The organism is Exiguobacterium sp. ZWU0009 (assembly GCF_000798935.2).
Lineage (GTDB): Bacteria > Bacillota > Bacilli > Exiguobacteriales > Exiguobacteriaceae > Exiguobacterium_A > Exiguobacterium_A acetylicum.
Map to the genome: position 1 here is coordinate 1,404,319 of NZ_CP018057.1, position 19,926 is coordinate 1,424,244.

21 protein-coding genes are annotated in these 19,926 nt (G+C 45.6%); 15 read left to right on the forward strand and 6 right to left on the reverse strand.

Annotated elements, in window-relative coordinates; all coding sequences use genetic code 11:
- Positions 1 to 287 precede the first annotated feature (287 nt).
- Together L985_RS07225 and L985_RS07230 are read left to right on the forward strand one after the other, a co-directional pair.
- A complete protein-coding gene (locus L985_RS07225; RefSeq protein ID WP_052169504.1) occupies positions 288 to 2,327 on the forward strand; it encodes an acyltransferase family protein in 2,040 nt (679 codons plus the stop codon).
- A gap of 39 nt (positions 2,328 to 2,366) precedes the next feature.
- Positions 2,367 to 3,383, forward strand: coding sequence for an SMI1/KNR4 family protein (locus L985_RS07230; protein ID WP_084642218.1), 1,017 nt, complete (start codon positions 2,367 to 2,369; stop codon positions 3,381 to 3,383).
- Between the two features lie 244 nt (positions 3,384 to 3,627).
- Here L985_RS07230 and L985_RS07235 read toward each other — a convergent pair whose 3' ends face one another.
- From L985_RS07235 to L985_RS07255, 5 genes are all read right to left on the reverse strand, one after another.
- Positions 3,628 to 7,149: a CDP-glycerol glycerophosphotransferase family protein gene (locus L985_RS07235; RefSeq protein WP_047395756.1), complete on the reverse strand. Its 3,522-nt coding sequence runs from the start codon at positions 7,147 to 7,149 to the stop codon at positions 3,628 to 3,630.
- A gap of 163 nt (positions 7,150 to 7,312) precedes the next feature.
- Positions 7,313 to 8,884 carry a glycosyltransferase gene (locus L985_RS07240; protein ID WP_047395744.1) on the reverse strand — a complete coding sequence of 524 codons (1,572 nt, stop codon included), beginning with the start codon at positions 8,882 to 8,884 and terminating at the stop codon, positions 7,313 to 7,315.
- Positions 8,885 to 9,029: 145 nt separating this feature from the next.
- Positions 9,030 to 10,922, reverse strand: coding sequence for a glycosyltransferase family 2 protein (locus tag L985_RS07245; RefSeq protein ID WP_047395741.1), 1,893 nt, complete (start codon positions 10,920 to 10,922; stop codon positions 9,030 to 9,032).
- A 166-nt stretch (positions 10,923 to 11,088) separates the two neighbouring features.
- Entirely contained in the window at positions 11,089 to 11,475 is a 387-nt protein-coding gene (locus tag L985_RS07250) for a hypothetical protein (protein ID WP_052169503.1), read from the reverse strand.
- Between the two features lie 109 nt (positions 11,476 to 11,584).
- Positions 11,585 to 11,824: a hypothetical protein gene (locus L985_RS07255; RefSeq protein WP_047395737.1), complete on the reverse strand. Its 240-nt coding sequence runs from the start codon at positions 11,822 to 11,824 to the stop codon at positions 11,585 to 11,587.
- A 304-nt stretch (positions 11,825 to 12,128) separates the two neighbouring features.
- Here L985_RS07255 and L985_RS07260 point away from each other — a divergent pair, with 304 nt between their 5' ends.
- The 13 genes from L985_RS07260 to L985_RS07315 all read left to right on the forward strand — a co-directional run bounded on the left by L985_RS07260 (position 12,129) and on the right by L985_RS07315 (position 19,299).
- The gene (locus L985_RS07260; RefSeq protein WP_047395735.1) at positions 12,129 to 12,668 is read left to right on the forward strand and encodes a hypothetical protein; all 540 of its coding nucleotides are present in this window, start codon (positions 12,129 to 12,131) and stop codon (positions 12,666 to 12,668) included.
- A 31-nt stretch (positions 12,669 to 12,699) separates the two neighbouring features.
- Entirely contained in the window at positions 12,700 to 13,422 is a 723-nt protein-coding gene (locus tag L985_RS07265; RefSeq protein WP_071908763.1) for a DUF2750 domain-containing protein, read from the forward strand.
- A gap of 1 nt (position 13,423) precedes the next feature.
- Positions 13,424 to 14,008: a hypothetical protein gene (locus L985_RS07270; protein WP_052169502.1), complete on the forward strand. Its 585-nt coding sequence runs from the start codon at positions 13,424 to 13,426 to the stop codon at positions 14,006 to 14,008.
- 46 nt (positions 14,009 to 14,054) lie between these two features.
- On the forward strand, positions 14,055 to 14,642 hold the full coding sequence (locus L985_RS07275; RefSeq protein ID WP_052169501.1) for a hypothetical protein: 588 nt from the start codon (positions 14,055 to 14,057) through the stop codon (positions 14,640 to 14,642).
- 111 nt (positions 14,643 to 14,753) lie between these two features.
- Entirely contained in the window at positions 14,754 to 15,233 is a 480-nt protein-coding gene (locus L985_RS07280; RefSeq protein ID WP_047395732.1) for a hypothetical protein, read from the forward strand.
- Between the two features lie 15 nt (positions 15,234 to 15,248).
- Positions 15,249 to 15,473 (forward strand): hypothetical protein, encoded by a 225-nt coding sequence (locus L985_RS07285; protein ID WP_047395729.1) that lies wholly within the window; start codon positions 15,249 to 15,251, stop codon positions 15,471 to 15,473.
- A 43-nt stretch (positions 15,474 to 15,516) separates the two neighbouring features.
- On the forward strand, positions 15,517 to 15,879 hold the full coding sequence (locus tag L985_RS07290) for a hypothetical protein (protein WP_148662016.1): 363 nt from the start codon (positions 15,517 to 15,519) through the stop codon (positions 15,877 to 15,879).
- Positions 15,880 to 15,901: 22 nt separating this feature from the next.
- Positions 15,902 to 16,384 carry a DUF2691 family protein gene (locus L985_RS07295; RefSeq protein ID WP_047395723.1) on the forward strand — a complete coding sequence of 161 codons (483 nt, stop codon included), beginning with the start codon at positions 15,902 to 15,904 and terminating at the stop codon, positions 16,382 to 16,384.
- Between the two features lie 88 nt (positions 16,385 to 16,472).
- Positions 16,473 to 16,859 (forward strand): hypothetical protein, encoded by a 387-nt coding sequence (locus L985_RS07300; RefSeq protein WP_047395720.1) that lies wholly within the window; start codon positions 16,473 to 16,475, stop codon positions 16,857 to 16,859.
- A 19-nt stretch (positions 16,860 to 16,878) separates the two neighbouring features.
- Positions 16,879 to 17,883 carry a DUF2716 domain-containing protein gene (locus L985_RS17125; protein ID WP_052169500.1) on the forward strand — a complete coding sequence of 335 codons (1,005 nt, stop codon included), beginning with the start codon at positions 16,879 to 16,881 and terminating at the stop codon, positions 17,881 to 17,883.
- Between the two features lie 14 nt (positions 17,884 to 17,897).
- Positions 17,898 to 18,065 carry a hypothetical protein gene (locus L985_RS17030; protein ID WP_201247405.1) on the forward strand — a complete coding sequence of 56 codons (168 nt, stop codon included), beginning with the start codon at positions 17,898 to 17,900 and terminating at the stop codon, positions 18,063 to 18,065.
- Positions 18,055 to 18,831 carry a hypothetical protein gene (locus L985_RS07310; protein WP_235609877.1) on the forward strand — a complete coding sequence of 259 codons (777 nt, stop codon included), beginning with the start codon at positions 18,055 to 18,057 and terminating at the stop codon, positions 18,829 to 18,831. Before L985_RS17030 ends, L985_RS07310 begins: the two co-directional genes overlap by 11 nt.
- Positions 18,832 to 18,864: 33 nt before the next feature.
- The gene (locus L985_RS07315; protein ID WP_047395717.1) at positions 18,865 to 19,299 is read left to right on the forward strand and encodes a hypothetical protein; all 435 of its coding nucleotides are present in this window, start codon (positions 18,865 to 18,867) and stop codon (positions 19,297 to 19,299) included.
- A 38-nt stretch (positions 19,300 to 19,337) separates the two neighbouring features.
- Here the strand turns inward: L985_RS07315 and L985_RS07320 are convergent, their stop codons facing one another.
- Positions 19,338 to 19,841, reverse strand: coding sequence for a DUF2199 domain-containing protein (locus L985_RS07320; protein ID WP_047395714.1), 504 nt, complete (start codon positions 19,839 to 19,841; stop codon positions 19,338 to 19,340).
- Between the last annotated feature and the right edge of the window lie 85 nt (positions 19,842 to 19,926).

The following is a 19,926-nucleotide window of genomic DNA, read 5'->3' on the forward strand; positions in this document are numbered from 1 at the left end:
TTTTTTGAATTAACTTTATAATACACCAATTAAAAGTCATGCAATGGATTTTTGCCGACTACTTATACCAGTTTCTAACGTAATCATTCATCGGTGTACTTCTTTTACATATTTTCCAAGTTTCTTGTGGCAATATAGTTCAGTAGCATTGTATTTTTTGAAATATGTTCTATCATAGTGAATGGAAACGTTTTCTTAAAATGGTGAGTACATACCGAACTGTACAAGAAATGCGCTGCAATCGTCAGGATTCGTAAGTGTAGAAGTAGATGGAGGGACATAGAAGCATGCAGGAATGGAAAGCATCTGGTCAACCGGGTCAGAAACGGATTGATATCGAAAGCCGGTTTCGTCCAGAAATCGAAGGGCTACGCACGGTAGCCGCCTTACTCGTCGCAATCTATCATATTTGGTTCAATCGCGTCTCTGGAGGTGTCGATGTCTTCTTCGTCATCTCAGGTTTTTTGATCACGACATCGATCATCTCGACGATCAACCGGACAGGGGAGTTCAAATTCCTGCCGTACGTGACAAAGTTGCTGAAACGCCTCTTGCCATCCGTTTTGTTCATCTTAGGCGTCGTGTTAGTACTAAGCACATTTTTATTACCGGCATCAATTCTCGGGAAAACAATTCGTGAAGTCGTCGCCTCGATGTTCTTTTATCAAAACTGGCAACTCGCCGTCTCGAGTACGGATTACTTGGACGCGACCCAGATGAAGTCACCCGTTGAACATTTTTGGGCGCTATCGATCCAGTGGCAGTTCTATATGATTTGGTTCGTCTTGTTCTCGTTCATCTTATGGATGATGAACACGTATCAGATTCGATCGATTAAAACCGTTTTAAATGGGTTGCTGGGATTCCTATTCGTCACGTCACTCGCGTACTCGATCTACCTGACAAAAGTCAATCAGCCGTGGGCGTATTTCATTACGCCGACGCGGGTATGGGAATTTGCCTTAGGTAGTCTGTTATGTGTGAACTTATCGGCGATTCGTGTTCCGAAGTGGATAGCGACGATCATCGGCTGGGTCGGTCTGATTGGCTTGCTGACGACTGGTGTTCTGTTTAACGTCTCGCAAATGTTCCCTGGCTATATCGCACTCTGGCCGATGACGTGCGCCTTGATGATCGTGTTATCAGGAACGCAAGAGACACGATTTGGATTAAAACGATTCCTCGGATCAAAGCCGATGGTCAAACTCGGCGGGATCGCGTTTGGGATTTACCTTTGGCACTGGGTGTTACTTGAGTTTTATCGCTACAACGTGCAACAAACGCCCGGTCTGCTCGTCGGGACACTGATCATCGTCGCATCGATCGGTCTATCCTACTTGATGACGGAATGGGTTGAAAAACCGATTCGGACTTCGACTGTCAATCGGACGGCGTTCAAGAAGCTAGGTGCACTGTTGACGGTCAACGTTTTGTTGATTGGATCCTTACTCGGACTCGCTTATATGGAGGAACAAGAGCTAAAACAAGCTGTTAGCAAAAACAAATATCCGGGTGCCTTAGCGATCGAACAGGCACTGACTGTACCAAAGCAAGATCCGTTCCCGTCTTATGCGAACGTCTTCAATGACTTACCGCTCGTCCATACGGATGGAAGCAACCAAGGGCTGCAGAAGACGGAAGCAAAAGTCGGTGAATACGGGAAGACGAAGGATTATAAAGCAACGATCGCGCTCGTCGGGAGCTCGCACTCGGAGCAATGGTTCGGTGCATTACATGAAGCAATCAAAGGAACGGACATCCGTTTACTCAATCTGACGCGGTCAGGAACACGGTTTTCGACCGGCTATGAACCGGACTCCTTAAAAGGGATCTGGAACCAGAACGTCTTGAACTACTTGAAGGATGCCGATGTTGATTTGATCATCTCACACGTGACTGCAGCGGATGCTTCAAAAGACAGCATCCATCAACAAATGGTCGACCAGATGCAGTTCGTCAAGGACGAGTATGGAATCGATGGTCTAGCACTCCGGGATAATCCACGGTATGATTTCAACGTGCTCGAGGCGCTCGAGACGACAAGCATCGCGGACACGACAAAACAGATGAATACACAACCAAATCAGACGGATGAAGCATACTGGAAACAGTTCGAAAAAACGAACCAGTCGCTTCATAAGCTGGATTTGACTCGTTACTTCCATGTCAAAGGTGAGTACCGTCCTGTCATCGGCAATGTCGTCATCTATCGTGACAATAGCCATATGACGAATACGTATGCGGAAAGCTTTGCTCCGATGTTCAAGAAAAAGCTCGACGAAGTGCTCGCGGACAAATTAGCGAGTACAACAGCTAACACGAACTAATAAAAAATAAAGCGTGTCGTGAAGCTTAACGAGGAGGCAATGAAAGAAACCATGGCAAATATTAAGGCAAAGTTTAATCGGTGCTTAAAACTAATCGAAAAATACCCACAAGCTTTCAGAGTGGGGAATGGGTCAACGAAAAATGAGATTCTTGAAGTCGAACATCGTCTTCAGGTCACGTTTCCGCCAATGTACAAAGAATTTCTAAAACAGTTCAGTTATTTGGCTACGCATGATGAAGAGATCTGGGGAATCAGTCCATCAAACAACCAGTTAGATCTTGTATTTAGACTTGAAAAATATAACGAGGAACTCCGTAGCAAATCTCAAAGTGAAGTTCCTTCACATTTAATCGGAATACAAATGGAAGACTTTAGTTCGTCGCTCATTTGTCTGGACTTACAAGCCTTGACCTACAATGATCAAGAGGCAAAAGTATGTTTTTACCCAAGTGATGAACCATATTATGCAGACTCCTTCACAGAAAGATTATTTGAAGTGTGTGATAGTGCCGTGTCAACGTATTTAGAGGATACAGAGGACGAATCTTCTACTACGATTGAAAAAGTGAGTGCGATCAAGACGGAGCATAAGGATGTGTATTCCGAAGCAAAAGCGTTGATCCATGCACATCCAGAGTTATCTGAGTTCGGAGAAGGGATTTCGGATGCTGAAGTCGAGGTGATTGAAAAAGAGTTAAACGTCACCTTACCTGAAAGTTACATGACATTCATGAAAGAATTCGGAGGGGGTATCTTTGGAGACAACCAGTTTTTTACGATGTTCAATGATGAATTAGTAAAAACGAATCTCGAATTGTATCATCCAACAGAATTTGAGCATGCTCTTTCAAAACATCTAGTAGCTGTCTATTTTGACGACCTTGAGGAATTTTATGCGTGTCTTGATTTCAAAAATGTAGTGAATGGTGAGCCTAAAGTAGTGTATCGAGAAGTGAACGTACCGGAAGAAGACTATGATGATCGTGATGCATTCAAATCGTTCTCCGATTTTCTCTACTACATTATTCAAGATACCATTGAGGTCAACAGCTGATAACATCCGATCGACTACGTAAATGCTCGATTTTTACGTCAAACGAATAAGCAACACAATTAAAACGGCTTGAGTCCTGAATTCTACTGGACTCAAGCCGTTTTCCTATTCTTAGCATGACTTAACGTGTGAACCATGCAGAAGGGCTGAACGAAAACACAGAAAAACTCCCTTCAAAATAAACGGTTGAAAGAATGAAACCGTCTGTTTTGAGAGGGAGCGTTTATTCAACAGATTGAAACAATTAAACGGAATAACTGCCGTCCGGTTGCTCACGTAATTCGAGTGCTTCAGTGCGAACCTGTGGATTCGTCCCGAAGTACGCATCGACGACGCGGGAAGCGGCGAAGCCGTCCTCCATCGGACCGTACGTCGCACGGAACGTATCGAGTTGCGCTTGATACATTTTCTTCAGACGCGGAATGTCCGATAAGGCGTGAAGCAAAGCCTCTTCCGTCTCTAAGATGGGTCCCGGAAGATCGTTGTAGTAATCGAGATAGAATCCGCGTAGCGTGTCCCGATAGAGGTCAAGGTCATACGCATAGAACATCATCAGTCGATTCATGTTCGCGAAGTCGAAGAAGACAGAGGAATAGTCCGTGATCAGCAGATCCGTGATCAAATACAGTTCCTGAATATCCGGATAGGCCGTCACGTCAATGAATTGTTCCCGGTGCTGTGCCGGAATCTTCGGCTTTTTCGTGACGAGCACGTGCGTCCGAATCAAGAAGACATACTCATCGCCTAACGCTTCCGCGACCCGGTCGAAATCAAACGGATAGTCGAAGTAGAACTTTCCTTTGCCAAGCGATTGATGATCGCGGAAGGTCGGTGCATACAAGATGACTTTTTTGCCTTCCGGCAGTTGCAACTGCGTCCGAATCCGCTCGATCGTTGCTTCATCATTCGACGTAAAGAAGAGGTCATTTCGCGGATAACCAGATTCGACGACAGGTCCATCGTACTGGAACGCACTTCTAAAGATGTTCGTCGCGTAAGGACTCGGAGACAAGAGGACGCTCCATTGCGAAATCGAATTCGTCACTCGTTCGACGTAGCCTTCATCCCGTCCATGGATCTCATCTAAGTCAAACAACATCTTCTTCAGCGGTGTGCCGTGCCACGTCTGGATGTACGTCGTCTCTTTCCGCCGCGTCATGTAGTGCGGGAAGTTCTGATTGTTGACCCAGAACTTCGCCGTTGCCATGTAATAGAAGTAGGCGGGAGACAGGCGTTTGACGACTTTTGCATTCGGATCACTCAGATAGAGCTTTTTGTTATAGATCCAGACGACTTTATAGCCGAGTGCTTGGTTCTTCAGTTCTTCGTAAATGTAACGCGGGCTGTCCGCGTAATGTTTACCGAGACCGCTTTCGAAGACGACGAGCTTCGGGTCGACAGGTAAGACGCGTTGCATGAGTCGATATCCTGCCTTCATCGTCGGGAAGTAGAACCGGCTACGACGATAGATCTTAAAGAGGATGTTCGCCGCTTCGTTCGTCTGAATCTTCTCTAAAAGACTCGTCTGTTTCGTATAGTTCGCGATCGTTTGATAGACCTGATCGGAATAGGTCGTATCTGTTTTCGTCAGGAAGACGTCAGCGCGGCGTTTGAATTCGTCATCCATCTCAAAATGACGGCGTGCTGTCGCATCGAGATCCTCGAACAAGTCATCGATCGTCTTTGAAATCCGACCCGGTAATTCGTTCTCGAGATCGAGATACGAACCGAGCGGACCGATGAAGCGTTTCGGGTCGAAATGCAGGTAATGGACCGGTCGCTTCAAGAAACTGAAGTCAAAGGCGACACTCGAGTAGTCGGTGACGAGCAAGAGGCTCTCTTTTAACAACCCTTGGACATCACGTTCGCCCTGATGGATGACCGTGATCGGTAAGTTCTCGAAGTGACTCGAGTATTGCTGCATGTTCGGGTGCAGGCAAAGGACGATCTCGAGACGATGTTGTTTTGCGTATGCATGCAGACGCTCACTCGATAGGAACGCTTGGTACTGCTGATAATATTCCGATTCGAAGAACTGGAGTGGCGTCTGTAGCCACGAGCGCCACGTCGGAATGACGAGCATCTGACGTTTGACTGGGACGTCGTCGTTCAAGAGGGCATCAAAACGAGACAAACCGGTGATTTTGACCTCTCGCTCAGCGTAGCCCATGTCTTGTGTGACGAGTCGTTTCTCACGCTCGGAACTGACGAGGAACAGATCCGTATCGAAGGCAGCGGCAAACTTGCCGTACTGGTCATTCATGTTCTTCGTTCCGAGAACCCCGTGTTGGATGAAGACACGATCCGCCCGCATCTTCCGCTTGAACGGTTCGGACCGGAGCGGATACAAGTATTCCGCATGATGTGTCCCGATGACCTTCTTCGCCATCAACGAGTGATAGATGTGTTCCTTCGATTTGATCGGCAAGACGTTTCCGAGCGGAGCGACTTGCGCGTATTCGTTCGACGTCGGATCGATGACGTAATAGACCGGTCGCTCCGGATAGGTCTCGCGCATATACTTGAAGAAGTGATATCCGTTGTCCTGCGCTTTATAGGGACGTTCTCCGACGAGCCACGTGTTCTTCTCGGCAAACAGCCGGTAGAGCGGGGCGAACGTCATCAGATGATTCAGATAGGCGTAATTTTCATTCGTAAACTCGGTCATCTCAAACGATAGATTCCGGTGACCGACCGTGTAGTACGGGATGATGTGCATCGTCGACGTATCATCTTTCCCTAACGCTTCCGGTGTCAGTTGACGCGTGATGTACCGGGCGCGACCGAGACGGTGTAATTTTGGTTCCGACCGGTGATAGAAGTCGAGTGCGACGAAGGCGTCATAAACCCCTTCTTGTAATTGCGCTGCTTGATAGAGTTGTGACCAGTGGATTGTCGCCGTGTAGTGATAACGATACAATCCGAATTTTTTCGCACTTGTTTCATTTTGGTACAACCAATCGATTGGGACCGGGACTTGATTGCCACTTTCCCGGTGCACGAGGAGCAACCGTCCCGTCTTGATGAACGCGTGACGCGTAAAGGCTTTTCCGCTGATGACCGTCGTCGCTTTCGTCTCATTACGGACCGCATCGATTTGAATCTTCGGCTTCGTCTGCGGTTCTTTATTCAACAACAGTCGCAGGTTGCCTTTTAGATCGGTATACAGCTGGACGAATTCGTTGAACGTCTCATCCATCAATGGCACGAGCGGCGCAGGAATCTGCGTGTCAACGAAACGTCCTAGCAGAATCTGGCGGGTGAAGACGGACGCGTCGAGCGTAGCATGACTCGGTAAGCCGTCAGACTCCCATTTGTGTAATTGTTCTGGTGTGAGGTGTTCGACTTTTTTCGTAAACGTCAGCCAGAGTGAAAAACGACCGACTGGATAGGCAGTCTCTTGATCGGCTTCGACAGACTCGATCTCAGCGAGACCGTCCTCTTCGACGGTCGGAACATCCGCATCCTGCATCTGTGCAGCATGTTGACTCAGCTGAGAGGCGAGCGTATGCGGCAGTTGGAAAGAGAAGCGATGATCGTGCTGTTGATTCGGCACTTCAAGGACCGTCTCTTGCAATCGATCGCGAATGAGTAAGGACGTGATCGTCAGCAACGGATCGTTCAATTGACCGGATAGCGTATAGTCTGTCGGCGAGGACTGAATCTGTAATGACTCTTTTAACGCCGATCGTTTAAGTTTCTTTGGTTTCTTCGGAAGTACAGTGTGCCCGAATTGGAGCACCCGGAGAACAGATTTAAACAGCATGGAATCAAGGGACCTCCTACTAGGTGATATTTTATGAAAGCGTTATCTTCCATTAGCATTCTATCACAATCAATAGCTAAAACATCCCAAAATTTGAAAAACAATACGGACTTTGGTGGATAGACGAAAAAACCTTCTCACAGAGGAGAAGGTCAATAACCGATTAGTCGAGCTCACTTAAAAGCGTTAGCCAGTTTGTCGTAAAGTTATCATCAGAAAACCGATTGATCGAGTGCAGGGCGGCTTCTCCCATTTGACGGCGTAGAGCCGGCTGCTCCATCAAGCGGATTGCTGCTGCTGCAAAAGCTGACGTGTCACCGGGTGGAACGATATAACCGGTCGTCCCGTGGGCGATGATTTCACGCGGACCATAACAGATATCGTAGGCGATGACCGGAACACCGTGCCCCATGCTCTCAAGGATCGCCATCCCGAACCCTTCGGATTGTGACGTGAAGATCGTCGCGATGGCACCATGATAGGCGTCTTGAATGTTCGTGATGAATCCGTTGAACCGGATTTGTTTCGTCAGTGACAGTTCCTTGATCAACGCGTGGAGATCCTTTTCGAGCTGATCGTTGTAACCGAAGCCATAGAAATCAAGGAAAGCATTCGGATGCTGGTCGACGATCTTTCGCATGACACGGATACTGGCAGCGACATCCTTTTTGATTTGGATGCGCGAGACGACGATGAACCGATTTGGATCAGGTTCAGGAAGAACCGTATAATCCGCTTCCGGCACCGCACCGACACCGTGTGGAATCGCATGGAACGTCTCCGGATGACCGAACTGATCGGTCATATGTGCTTGTTGCCGAGGGGTTGCCGTGATGACTCGATCCCACTCGTCGATGCGACCGAATAACGTATCCCAGACACCGCTGACCGTTGCCGTCTCGTTGAAGGGGGAGACGAAGTGATTGCTGTGTCCGAAGGCAATTTTTTTGATATTCGGATGCTTGATGTCCAAGATGACTGCGTCTAAATTCTTTTTCGGTAGGTTGGCAAGACGATCCCGGTATTCGGACGAGATCAGGACCGCCTCATGCTGACCTAACAGTTTGTTCAAGACGAACGTATTAAAGGTTGCCGGATCATTGAACTGTCTTTCCTGACCGGCTTCGAAATAAAACAGATGACTCCAGTCCGCTGAGTTGATTTTGTGCCAAATCGTCAAATAACATGTTCCATCACTGTGGAAGAAGGAACGAGAGACCGGCTTGTTCGACGTAAACGAATACTGGATCGTCTGTACCAACTGCCCGTTATCCAGATATTCTTCGCGGCGCAGGCGATGACGATTCTCTGAAAAATAATCGATGAAGCTAAGCTGACCGTTAGTATCAAACCGGGCGTACTGGACGTATGTACCATTGTCGAACAACCGATACGAATCTTTTTCGGCGCGACTTGCGTCGAGGAATAACGTATACCGCTTTTCCCAGCGTGGAATCAATTCGGCTTTCGAAGAGACGACGGACCGTTTGTCTGCCTGGCGACGTGCTAAAAAATTGATGACGTTGACGACTTGGATGCGAGGATCAAGCAACTGTGCCTCGACCATCTCTTGACGAATCGTTTCAAGATTCGGTTGAATCCCTAACGTCACGAGCGTCACGTTTCGCTCCGGATCAGCCGCGATGATCGCATTCGCTCGTTTAATGACGGCTTTTGATAAACCGCCACGCTGGGTCGCTAACGTATTCAATGTAAAAAACAAATCTCGTTTCATAGGGCATCTCCTTATATAGCGCTTACAATTTTAATGAGCGTCATGAAATGTGAATCTCCTTGATGAACCTTGCCCATACTATAGCATACAATGTTGGAATAATAAGGAACCTAGGGATGAAATGAAGATGTCCCTAGGTGTACCGTTAAGCTTTATGAATGGGTTGAACGAATGAACGATTGGCTGTGATGTACGTATCCTGAGCCGTTTTCAAGCGTGGGGTGCCTTTGGATGACAGAACGATCTTATCAATCGAAAGAACCGTACCCGGTGTATTTTTCGTCGGTAGTTCGTTTTTAAAGTCACGATCAGCATACTGTTTACAAGTCTTTAAAATCCGGACTGTTGTCGGACGATCAGTCAGATACGTCTCGTCATCAACCATAGGCGGAAGATGGACATATTTTTTGTTTGCCGTGACATAAGCACCGTCAACCGTGACGAGTCGTGGTGTGCCGGCCAGTGTCAACTGAAGATCGGAAATCGTCAGCAATTGCCCGACTTCAAGTGGGGCCTGCTTATGCTCGAATTCCAAATCGTCATACAAGAAAGCCTTCTCGAGTACAACGACTTGCGTCGGTGCATCGACATGATACTTCGTCGCATCGATTTTCTGTACAGGTGATGTGGATTCCATTGGACGAAATTCGACTTTAAGTGGCTGGTAATGCAGATGCATCCCATTGACGCTACTCGGTAACGTCACCCGAACGACGAACGGATGATAGTCGTCATGGATCAGCATCAATTGGAATGGATGTGACTGTCGTTCGAGTGCCTCCGTCGGAATGAATAATTCAGTCCCTTCGATATGGAACGGAACGGCGGTTTCCGTTGCTTCATCGTTAGGCGCGATTAAGAGAACTTGATCGACCGAAGCCGTGTCGTCTTTGAGTAATTGTACGACTTCATAGAAGACACCACCAACGAGACGCGTGCCTGCATACGTGGCAAAGAACGGCTCAAGGACAGGTCCGAGATGGTATAGTGATTCCGGCATCCTATAATAAAGACGGTTCTCCGATACATAGCGCTGGGCTTTATGTTTTTGGACGAGGAGCGTGATGAAGGTGACGAAGCTGTCATAATCTTGTTGCTGCAGCAAAGCGTACTGCTTTTGGAAGATGTCATCGAAAATGAAATCGGCTGGATCTGCACCATGTCGTTCAAAGATGGTGATCATTTCACCGAACAAATCAAAGAAGGTCTGCTGTTGCGGATGCTCAAGGAACCGTTTGTTGTTGAACAGACGGGAGAGGAAATCCATCTCGATCAGACGGCTCAAGGCATGAGTCTTGGCGACTGTCGGAATATCCAGTTCAAGCGTTTTCTCAAGCACCTGTAAATTAAAGGTCGTCTTCTCGAAGATGCTCGTCTGTCCGACTAACGAATCATTCATCGCGAATCGGTTGACGTGATAAACCGGTGCTGGATTCATCGAAGCCGTTTGACATTTGGAGATGGCTTCGAAGAAGAAAAGTTTATCTTCACCGAACTGCATCGGGCTGAACCGGATGTTATGCTCGATCAAGACGGAGCGCTTCAGGATTTTCCCCGGAGGTCCAACCGCCCGAAACACTTTGTCGATTTCATATGGAACAAGCTGATTGGCAGTCGTGAACGATGCGAACCGCCCGACTTTTTGAATTGACGTGTCGGTATGCTTGATCGTTTGACCGAATGCGATATCGGCATCGTTCGAAGCGGCTTGTGCGACGAGCTGAGGGAATCCGACCGGATCGAGACGGTCATCAGCATCTAAGAACGTGACGTATGTACCTGTCGCCTCTTCGATTCCGACGTTTCGCGGTTGCGCAGGACTTCCCGTATTTTCAGGGAGTTCGATGATACGAATGAAATCCATCGTTTCTGCAGCCGTGTGGAGAATCGATAACGACTCATCCGTCGAACCGTCATCAACGAAAATCGCTTCCATCGTTGAATGGTCAAGCGTGAGTGCCTGAATCGACGCAATACACGTCGAGAGATACGTCGCTTTATTGTATACAGGAATGATGATTGAAACAATTTTACCCAACAGTAATTCCCACCTTAAACAAAATATTTTAAAAAATACCATTTGAACTGTACCACAAAATGGATGCTCTCAAGCGTAAGAAAGGTGAGAAAATACAAAAAAGGACGATGACCCAATCAAAGAAGGGAGTCATCGACCATTTAAACGCAGTCATAAAAAATTGGAATTACTTGATTCCAATGTTCTCAAGATATTTTTTTTCAGAGTCATCAATTTTACGGCTGATTTGTTTCGTATACGTCTTCCGCGCGTAAGTGGATCCGTCTTTCTGATAAATGGCTCTTTCTCCTCCAGATGATTGGTCGTAATAGATTTCGATTAAATCTTGATCCTCATAGACGATGACGCCCGTTTCTCCAGAATTTCGCTTTAGTTGTCGATCAACCTGTTGTTTCTTCAAGTATTGATTTTCAGATTTAATGACTTGATTGATAGCTGCATCGTATTTCTGTTTTGCTTTCTCGCTTGTCGTATTTCCGTCTTGATCGTAATCGCTACATCCCGCTAGGAAGACGATCGAAAAAAGGAGGAAAGATAAAAGTTTCACTTTCAAATGCGAACACCTCCGAAGTACACGTTTTGTATTACCGATAGTGTACATCAAGGCAACGCTTCATATGTAACGTACTTGAGAAATAGGGAAGTGCCTTAGGGCGGGCACATTATAGTTCAATCGCATCGATGACGCCTTCAGGATACTCCCAGACGTTTCCTTCGATGAGCCATTGATGGTGACAGTTCGGGCAAGCGACTTCCGAAGAGAAGTCATACTGGATTTCAACACCTAAGCGCCGCTCCTCGTGCGATACACTATGTAAATCTTCAATGAGAATCTCATCCTTGAATTTCTCACGACAACGTGGGCATTTGAATTTCGAATAATGACTGATGACCGTATCCATTCGATTCAACTCCTAAACAAAGAATTAGTATCGTTTACAGTATAATGATAACGCTTACATATAAACGTGTTAATTTTGAATTGTAATCAAAATGGAATATATCAACTGAATTGGATTTTAAGTTATGAAAGATTTGCTTTTGCGAATGTACAGAGAAAAGATACTTATTCACAAACAAATAAAAATTCCCATAAATGGTTATGGCTTTTATAATGAAGAAGAGAAATTGATTTTTAAGAAAAGAACTATTGATGAGAAATTATGAAATTCATCGACTTATTACATAAAAGGATTGTGTGACAATATGCAACTCATCAAACAGATTAACAGTCAGAATCATTTTTGGCTGTTTGAAAAGGATGGACGGACACTCTACACGTTTCACGGCATCATGGGAGAGAGGTTGAAAGAACCAATGAGTGAGCAAAAGTTCTCGCGCTTTTTTAATCTGGATGCCTACATTCGGGAGCTCGTAGCTGAGAAAGAAAAGGACGGATACTCCGTCGTTCAAGAAGCGGATTACCACGAAGTTGTCGTTGAGATCTTTTGTCAGGATACAGAGTATGACGTCATCTTTGAGCATCGCTCGAGCATTGAAGAAGACCTCAATGAATTTCTTTTTGAAATCGGCAATGGGTATTTTGTTGAAGATGAGTATGGTCCAGAAGCGATCGAATTCGTCCTTCATATCTTGGAGCCGTCTTATATCGTTGAACCCGTCATTGATTATTTTAAGGAACAGTTTATTTTGAAGAAAATCCGAATGGGGCAGGCAAAAGTTCATTACGGAAGACGTTTGACCGGACTTTATCCCACAGGCAAGAACTTTAACCGAAAAAATTAAAGAAAAAAATGTATAAGAAGGAGTCACATAGATGACAGTTAAAATCGGTTTACCAGGTGTCACAGAAGAGAAATTACAAGAGATAGAAGCAGAACTGGGCTTCGAGCTTCCGAAAGAATTACGAAATAGGTACAAGCACGAAAATAAATTCAGCATCGGCGAATGGGGATTTCATCCAATCAAGGACGAGCAGTATATCAAGCGAACATGGGACGACCTTGTTCGTATCAATTTGACAGATGCAGAAGAGTATCCAGAAGGGTTCTTGCGGATTGCGGCGGACGGAATAGGTGACGAACTCGGATATCAGTTACCGGACACAGAGACGATCGTCTTATGGGACCACGAAGAACAAGAGTTGTTTCCAGTAGCACCGACGTTGAATGCGTTCGTTGAAAAGGAACAACAAATGGAACAGAGTGCGGAACAAGCAGAACTTTTCTTAGAGACGGTTCTTGAAACGGGAACTGTCTATGGTCTATCAAAATTTGAACAGTCGGGCTGGGTCTATTGTCCGTCGAATCAAGACGAGACAGACGTGCTGTTATTCTTTTCGACGGAAGCAGCGGCGAAGGCGTTACAGACGAAGGAATGGTCGAACTATCATCTGATTCGCTTAGACCTGGATTTGTTCATGAATGGCTGGTTGCCGAACATGATTGACGACGGACTGTATTGTGGCTTGGATTGGGGACCGGAGCTCGTCGGACTTGAGCTAGATCCAGAAGATGTCCTAGCAGATTTGGAGGGTTAATATGATTCGGACGCTTCGTAAACAAGTCGATGGAATGACAGCCGTTTGGCTCATCTATCGCGATGGACGAAAATTGTATACGTATCACGGTGTCATGGACGAGATTCATCAGGACGATATGAAACAAGCGATGGAAGAGCGCTACTTGTTCCGATATCAAGCGAAACGTCGGATGGATACGTGGATTTCGGAAAAACAGGCAGAAGGATACATATTCGAGGACGTATTCGGACTGACACCGAACCGCAAGAAAAGACAGACGTTCAAGCGTCGAATGATCGGACTCGCGTCTCTGCTGATTAGTGTCGGTTTGTTTCTGGTAGTGATGCCTTTTCTCGTCTCTCCAAGTATCATCGCAGTGCTTGCGTTACTTCAAATGGGAATGGTCGTTTTCAGTAAAGACTATTTACCGGGCTGGCTACGCACGGTTTGTTTCATCAGTTGCTGTGTCATGAACGTTGAATACCGAGAGGGACTATATGCTGGTTTCGCGATTGGAACAGGTACGCTCCTGTTGTTTTATGTCCAAAACAGATACAATCAAACGGATTTTCTGGCGGAACAGCCGAACCATGCTTCTATTTAAAAAACTCCTACAGAAGACCAATTCAATTGATAAGGATGATAATTAAATGATTGTCACGCTCAGTAAACAAGTGGATGGCATCATCTATTTCTGGCTCATGTACCGGGATGGTCGAACAATCCAGATGTATCACGGTGTCACCGAACAATGGAAACTCGATCAGGATGTCAGTGATTCAATTGAAGAACGCTATACATTTCGGCGTCAAGCTAAACGACGACTGAAGGAATTGATTGCTGAGAAACAGGCTGAAGGATACAGGCAGGATGATATTTACGGGATGCAACCCGGACGGAAAGAGCGTGAGAAATTTCGCCGCCGGACGTCGTGGCTCGCTTATCTTCTTCTGGGTCTCGGTCTGTTCCAGTTCGTGACACCGTTCACTATATTACCGTTTGTTGTATTAGGTATCGGTATCACTCTGATGTTCTTAGCGTTTCTTAGTAAAGATCAGTTTCCGATGTGGCTACGTGTCATCTGTTTCGTCGATTATTTCTTAATGCATATCAGTTTTCGGCAAGAGCAGTATATTCCGCATCTATTTCCAATTCTGTCGATTGGAACAGGATTGATGGTTTTATTATATCTTCGAAGCAAGCACAAACTTAAACTCGAGAACAACTTTAATGTTTAATGATGGAGATAGCTACATAATAAACGAAACAAAGAAATAAGAGACACATTTAAAGGACTATCCTGATTAGAATTTCAATGCACAAAAGAATGTGAGAAAGAAGATAATCTTATGAAAATAATCTATTCTCGTGAAGACTTACTCGCACTCGAAGATCCCTTTGAATATGAGGTGGGATTGCCAATCCGCATCAGAGAACTTCCGGCTTCCGTCATCGAAGAGGAGCTACCGGATAGCCGCGAACAACTGAACCATCTTCTGAAAGAGGGCTATACCTTAGTCATTCAAAAATCGCGAATTCCGAACCCTTACGTATTCGCGGGGTTACACGTGATAGCAGAGAACACGGTCATGAAATTATGTGTCTACGAGGCGAATCATTGTGAGGATGCGTTATGGGATGTCCTGTCCGAGAATGAATACAATCGGCACTGGGCATATTTTTTACTGAAGAAAATCGAAGGTGTCAGATTCGAATTGCCTTATACGAATGAAGCTCAAAGTTCGCTAAAACTGTCTAATCTCAAAACAAATGAACTCGTACATCTACGATTTGAAACCAATCAAAGCGTAACGTGTCAATGGGAATGAAAAAGGAGATACTTCATGAAAACGTATTTTGAAGAGCATAGCGATGCGACACGCATCTTTCCATGGCTTGCGGATGCGAGTTCATCAATTCGCTGTCTATGTGTGGTCGGTGAGATGCTTTTGTTTCCAGAAGACATCGTCCAATTCAAACAAATCAGTAGTGAGATGTTCCGTGATGAGCTAAAGCAAAAGCATGCGTTGAGTACCTATCGCTTTTATGTAGTAGTGTGTCGGAAATAAGTTCCATTCCAAAAGAATCTTTGATTACTACAAGCTGTGGTGTTTGCTCGAACGAGAAGAGACGCTCGATGGCTTCACCTCCCGAATGGAAGTACCGGTTCAAGTGGGGAAAGAACCGTACTACGTTGGGATTGCTGAATTTGGTATCGAACAGCTCACAACAGCTATCGAGATGATTAGTGATTCTCCAGCTATGTATATCATTATTTGTGCGAATCATGATCGACCGTCGCACTGTCAGGAGTTACTTGATCAGGTGCTCGACATCGGCTTAACAGAAAGTGGAGGTTTGCCAGTCGTCGAGATGGTCACGACACTGACCGCACAAGGTTACGCCGTCTGCACGTGGGGAAGTTCGAGTGAAGAACAGGAACTTCAATGTTTGTATACGGCAGCCTTCTTATAACAATGTAGAAAGAAGGAATTCGATGAGTCTGCGTGGCGTATCGTTTGAAATTCCGAATGAACCGGGACGTGTCTTGCTCGACATATTAAGTGTGATCGAGATGAAGGCGTATGACTGGTTTCTTCGTAACTTTGATTTTCCGATCCATACCATGGATGGGGACTTGTATGACAGTTTAGAAGAGTTTTCAATCGATCAGAAAACGACAGGACATGAACTAGCGAAATGGCTAAGAGGACCTAGCAATTACCTGATCTTTGCTGAATTGTTTGCATTTCAACGTGGTCAGACTGAAGAAGTAGGAACAAGTTATGAGTGGTTTCAGGAAAGCAATTGTCAAATCGCGATTTTGGTATATGACTGCATGTACGTCGATATCTATTGCAAGGAGCAGCACGTATCTGAAGCATTTTATGAGAATGCGATGAAACGTGGATATACCGGAATCAAGTGGGTGACTGATGATAATGATCCTCGGACTCGTTTGTCGGTATGGGCAGAATAAGACACTGTTTAGACGAACAGATGTAAAAGCTAAACGTTCAAGATAAGAGACATGAACTACGAACTGTTGATAAAAGGAGAGAAAAATCATGAATCAAGAGATGGAAGAGTTTGTTCAAGCGGTCCATCGGACGGTCGTTCAGGACGGTATGGCAGATTATAAGGACATCTATGAAGAAGAAGTCGATCCAAACGTCAATGACTATACGGCCTGCATCGCGTTTTACCAACAGTCGAGCGAAGCGGATCAAAAACGAATGAGACAGATGATTGAACAGACGATTATCGATACGGTTTCCCATGTATTTAGTATCATCGATGGGAGTGCAGGACTAAATGGATCTGCGCTTGAAGCGAAACTGGCACTTGTCCGAGTTGACGAAGCAGGAGATCCGATCGATACCGTAGAGACAGATGGTGCATTGCAAGATACGTTTTTAGGCTACATAGAAGATCGTGACTTGAACGCATTGTGATGGAGGAGCGAAACCACATATGATCCAACTGACAAAACAAAACGGCTCGGATACGCTCTACCAAACAATCTATACAGAGGGACGCCTCATCGTTCAATATCAAGGAATCGTTGGAGCGTGGGTGAAAGCAGAAAACGTAAAGCAAATGCGCATCTCGCGCTTCAAACGATTAGGTGTACAGATTTTGCAGCTGGTCGAGTCGTTAGAACGTCAAGGCTATCGCGAGCTGAACGAGACCGATTATACGGAACTGGTTGTCCAGTTTCCTTATGATGATGGTCAGGCAGAAACAGCGCTCGAGCGCCGTCATATGATGGAAGAAGTAATCAATGATGGTTTGCTTCATACGGGGAACGGCTACTGCGAAGGCGGAGATATCGGCAGCGGCACAACGAATATCTTTTACCATGTCCTTGATGTCGACGCAGCCATTGCACTAATTCTTGAAGAAATGAAAGCACGCGATGTACAAGACGAACCAAAAATTGCAGTACAAGAAGGAGCAACGTACACCGTTCTATATCCTCAAGGAGCGACGTTCGATTTGATTGGTGAAGGTAAACCATGGAGCTGGATTCCGATGACGCAAGCGGAGGATGAGAAGGTATGGCACGTCATTGATCAACAATTTCAATTCGCACCCAGTACGACAGTTTTCCCCTCATACCATGCCCCGAGTCCGTTCATTACATACGAAGTGGATTATAAGAAACGCGAAGAAATCGAGCAAACGTTAAAGCGTATTCTGACCGAGCTGACTGTTGAAGGGGAATGCGTCATGGCACTTGATTGGAATCATCAAGGATACTGGATTGACCCAAGACGTCCGTTTCTTCGAAATGAAGAAGGATACTGGATGATTCCAGCAGTTCCAGATGGCGATTATTCCTTTTTCATCGCTCGTGATTTTCGCTGGGGATACCTCGGTCATCCGTGGGAGGGTAGCATCACGTTGTTTGGAGAAGATCTGATCTCTGCGTTTCAAAGAACGGAGATTTTTTCGAATGAAATCCGAAGAGGATAAAAGGAGGACAGGAAGTGAGAACACCATACGACGAGTATCACGGAACCGCATTATGGCAAGTCATCTCGGAGACAATCAATGAATTAGTCGACAATGATGATCTCGAAGAACGGACAACGCATGAACATATCGTTGGTTATCTCTGTAGCAAACTAGAAGGTCAGATGAAAGATGAAAAATAAGAATGGAATGCTACTTGAACGAAACGACTGGATCGATCTGTTCCGGGAACTGCTACCACACGACGATTGGAAAGAACTCGTCCGTCTTCAAGTGAGTCAGCATTCGTATCCATTTGAAGTAAAGTTTCTGGAACGACCACTCAAGCAGCATCCACACATCGACGATTTTTCGGATTGGACGGTCCGATCTCACATGATTATGACCGGCGACTCACAGCTTGAAAGATTTCTCGAACATCTTGTCATCGAACAGCAAGAAATGGCGACTGAAGCAGAAGTGACGCTCATCATCCAAAAACAAGGACAAGGAATCGTCCGAGTCACGAACGATTGTGTCTCGATGTATGGAGTCGCGTATGAGGAGCTTGATGACGTTGGAACAGAGTATGAGAACTTTTTTGATGCGGTCTTATCGCATGCCACGTTTCCGGTCGAGGTCGTTTTTTGTGGTCGGGATGTTTTAGAAAATGATGATTCGATTCACGTGATGACGTTGCACGACTCTAATTGGCAAGCAGTCTTTGAAGAGCAATTATTGCATTTACTGAATCGAGGAGAAATAACGACAGGATTATTTTCGAAAGATGCACGTTCCGCGCAGCAAACGCTTGAGGACTTCATGTCTGAGTTCTCGTTATTGATGCCCTATAACTTCATCGTGACCCGCGATGCAACAAATCGATTTGGCATGCTCGATCACTTTTGTACGAATGGAAAGATCGCGCATTTTGGAAAAATAGCCGATGGAGAGAAGTCTTTTAAGTAACGATCGAACCATCAAATATAAGGAGGAAGCACAATGAGCTTAGCGTCATATATCTGTATGGAGAGACAAATTCCTGATCAGTACCTCGATTTGGACGATGAAGATGAAGCACTTTCCTTCTATATAGGACCGTGTTTTGCGGATGAAGACTGTCTGTATGAAGTAAAAACGAGGCATTTCCATAAATGGTATGTGTATGAAATTTCAAGTCATTGGGGAATCGAGATCGTTGAACCTTTTGATTCCTTAGTTTCAACGGAGTCAAAGGAAAAGCTACGTCATCTGTTTACGCTCATGAACGAGTTCTTAGACGAGGGTGAATCGTTCGAATTGTATACCTGTTGGATTGGGGAAGAGTACTATCCAAAAGTAAAGAGTATGGCACTATCTTTGGAACTTGATCAGTTAGAAGACATTGAGATTCCTGAAAGAACGCATATTTTGATCACGAAACAGAGTAAAAACTAAAAAAGCCGCTGATCCACAGCGGCTTCAGTTTATTTGGTTCACTCTTGTGCATAGACGATGTCTGCGATGGCATGGACCTGAGCAAGCGTCATTTCGGAATAGAATTCGATCGACAAAGGATGATCCGTCGGCTCGAGTTCAAAGAAAGGAAGTTGACCGGTTCCTTCATCATGGACCATCACTTTTAAGTTGACGGTATCCGGGTAAGCGGGTAGATCGCTTGAAAACCAGCCGAACATCGGCTCCTCGATCCGAGAACGTTTTTTCTCGATGAAGCGAGCGAAGTTGTCAGGACTCAAACTCACCCATGTAATCCACCAGAAGGGTTCGTCTTGTCCAGCGATCGGAAGTTCAAGAATGCCCTTCACGAAATAATGTGGACCGTCCAGTTCTAAGACACACCACGTATCATGCATCTCGCTTTTCGTTTCTTGCTCTTTCTCAGACATTTGTTCGTAGTAGACCGGTCCGAGTGTTTCATATTCAGTCGGGAGTTCGTCGTGGCGTTCGCCACAGATGGCGCAAGGCATTGGTTTTTTCATTGGAATCACCTCTAAGTTGAGTTATGTATGTCTCGTTGTCGAACGTTAGGAGAAAGCATACTTGTAGTGTAACACCCATTGGTAG

Excerpts from the sequence above, each read along its gene's own strand:
- L985_RS07225 (WP_052169504.1), top strand. The coding sequence starts at position 288 with ATGCAGGAATGGAAAGCATCTGGTCAACCGGGTCAGAAACGGATTGAT.
- L985_RS07230 (WP_084642218.1), top strand. The coding sequence starts at position 2,367 with ATGAAAGAAACCATGGCAAATATTAAGGCAAAGTTTAATCGGTGCTTA.
- L985_RS07235 (WP_047395756.1), bottom strand. The coding sequence starts at position 7,149 with ATGCTGTTTAAATCTGTTCTCCGGGTGCTCCAATTCGGGCACACTGTA.
- L985_RS07240 (WP_047395744.1), bottom strand. The coding sequence starts at position 8,884 with ATGAAACGAGATTTGTTTTTTACATTGAATACGTTAGCGACCCAGCGT.
- L985_RS07255 (WP_047395737.1), bottom strand. The coding sequence starts at position 11,824 with ATGGATACGGTCATCAGTCATTATTCGAAATTCAAATGCCCACGTTGT.
- L985_RS07260 (WP_047395735.1), top strand. The coding sequence starts at position 12,129 with ATGCAACTCATCAAACAGATTAACAGTCAGAATCATTTTTGGCTGTTT.
- L985_RS07265 (WP_071908763.1), top strand. The coding sequence starts at position 12,700 with ATGACAGTTAAAATCGGTTTACCAGGTGTCACAGAAGAGAAATTACAA.
- L985_RS07270 (WP_052169502.1), top strand. The coding sequence starts at position 13,424 with ATGATTCGGACGCTTCGTAAACAAGTCGATGGAATGACAGCCGTTTGG.
- L985_RS07275 (WP_052169501.1), top strand. The coding sequence starts at position 14,055 with ATGATTGTCACGCTCAGTAAACAAGTGGATGGCATCATCTATTTCTGG.
- L985_RS07280 (WP_047395732.1), top strand. The coding sequence starts at position 14,754 with ATGAAAATAATCTATTCTCGTGAAGACTTACTCGCACTCGAAGATCCC.
- L985_RS07285 (WP_047395729.1), top strand. The coding sequence starts at position 15,249 with ATGAAAACGTATTTTGAAGAGCATAGCGATGCGACACGCATCTTTCCA.
- L985_RS07295 (WP_047395723.1), top strand. The coding sequence starts at position 15,902 with ATGAGTCTGCGTGGCGTATCGTTTGAAATTCCGAATGAACCGGGACGT.
- L985_RS07300 (WP_047395720.1), top strand. The coding sequence starts at position 16,473 with ATGAATCAAGAGATGGAAGAGTTTGTTCAAGCGGTCCATCGGACGGTC.
- L985_RS17125 (WP_052169500.1), top strand. The coding sequence starts at position 16,879 with ATGATCCAACTGACAAAACAAAACGGCTCGGATACGCTCTACCAAACA.
- L985_RS07310 (WP_235609877.1), top strand. The coding sequence starts at position 18,055 with ATGAAAAATAAGAATGGAATGCTACTTGAACGAAACGACTGGATCGAT.
- L985_RS07315 (WP_047395717.1), top strand. The coding sequence starts at position 18,865 with ATGAGCTTAGCGTCATATATCTGTATGGAGAGACAAATTCCTGATCAG.
- L985_RS07320 (WP_047395714.1), bottom strand. The coding sequence starts at position 19,841 with ATGAAAAAACCAATGCCTTGCGCCATCTGTGGCGAACGCCACGACGAA.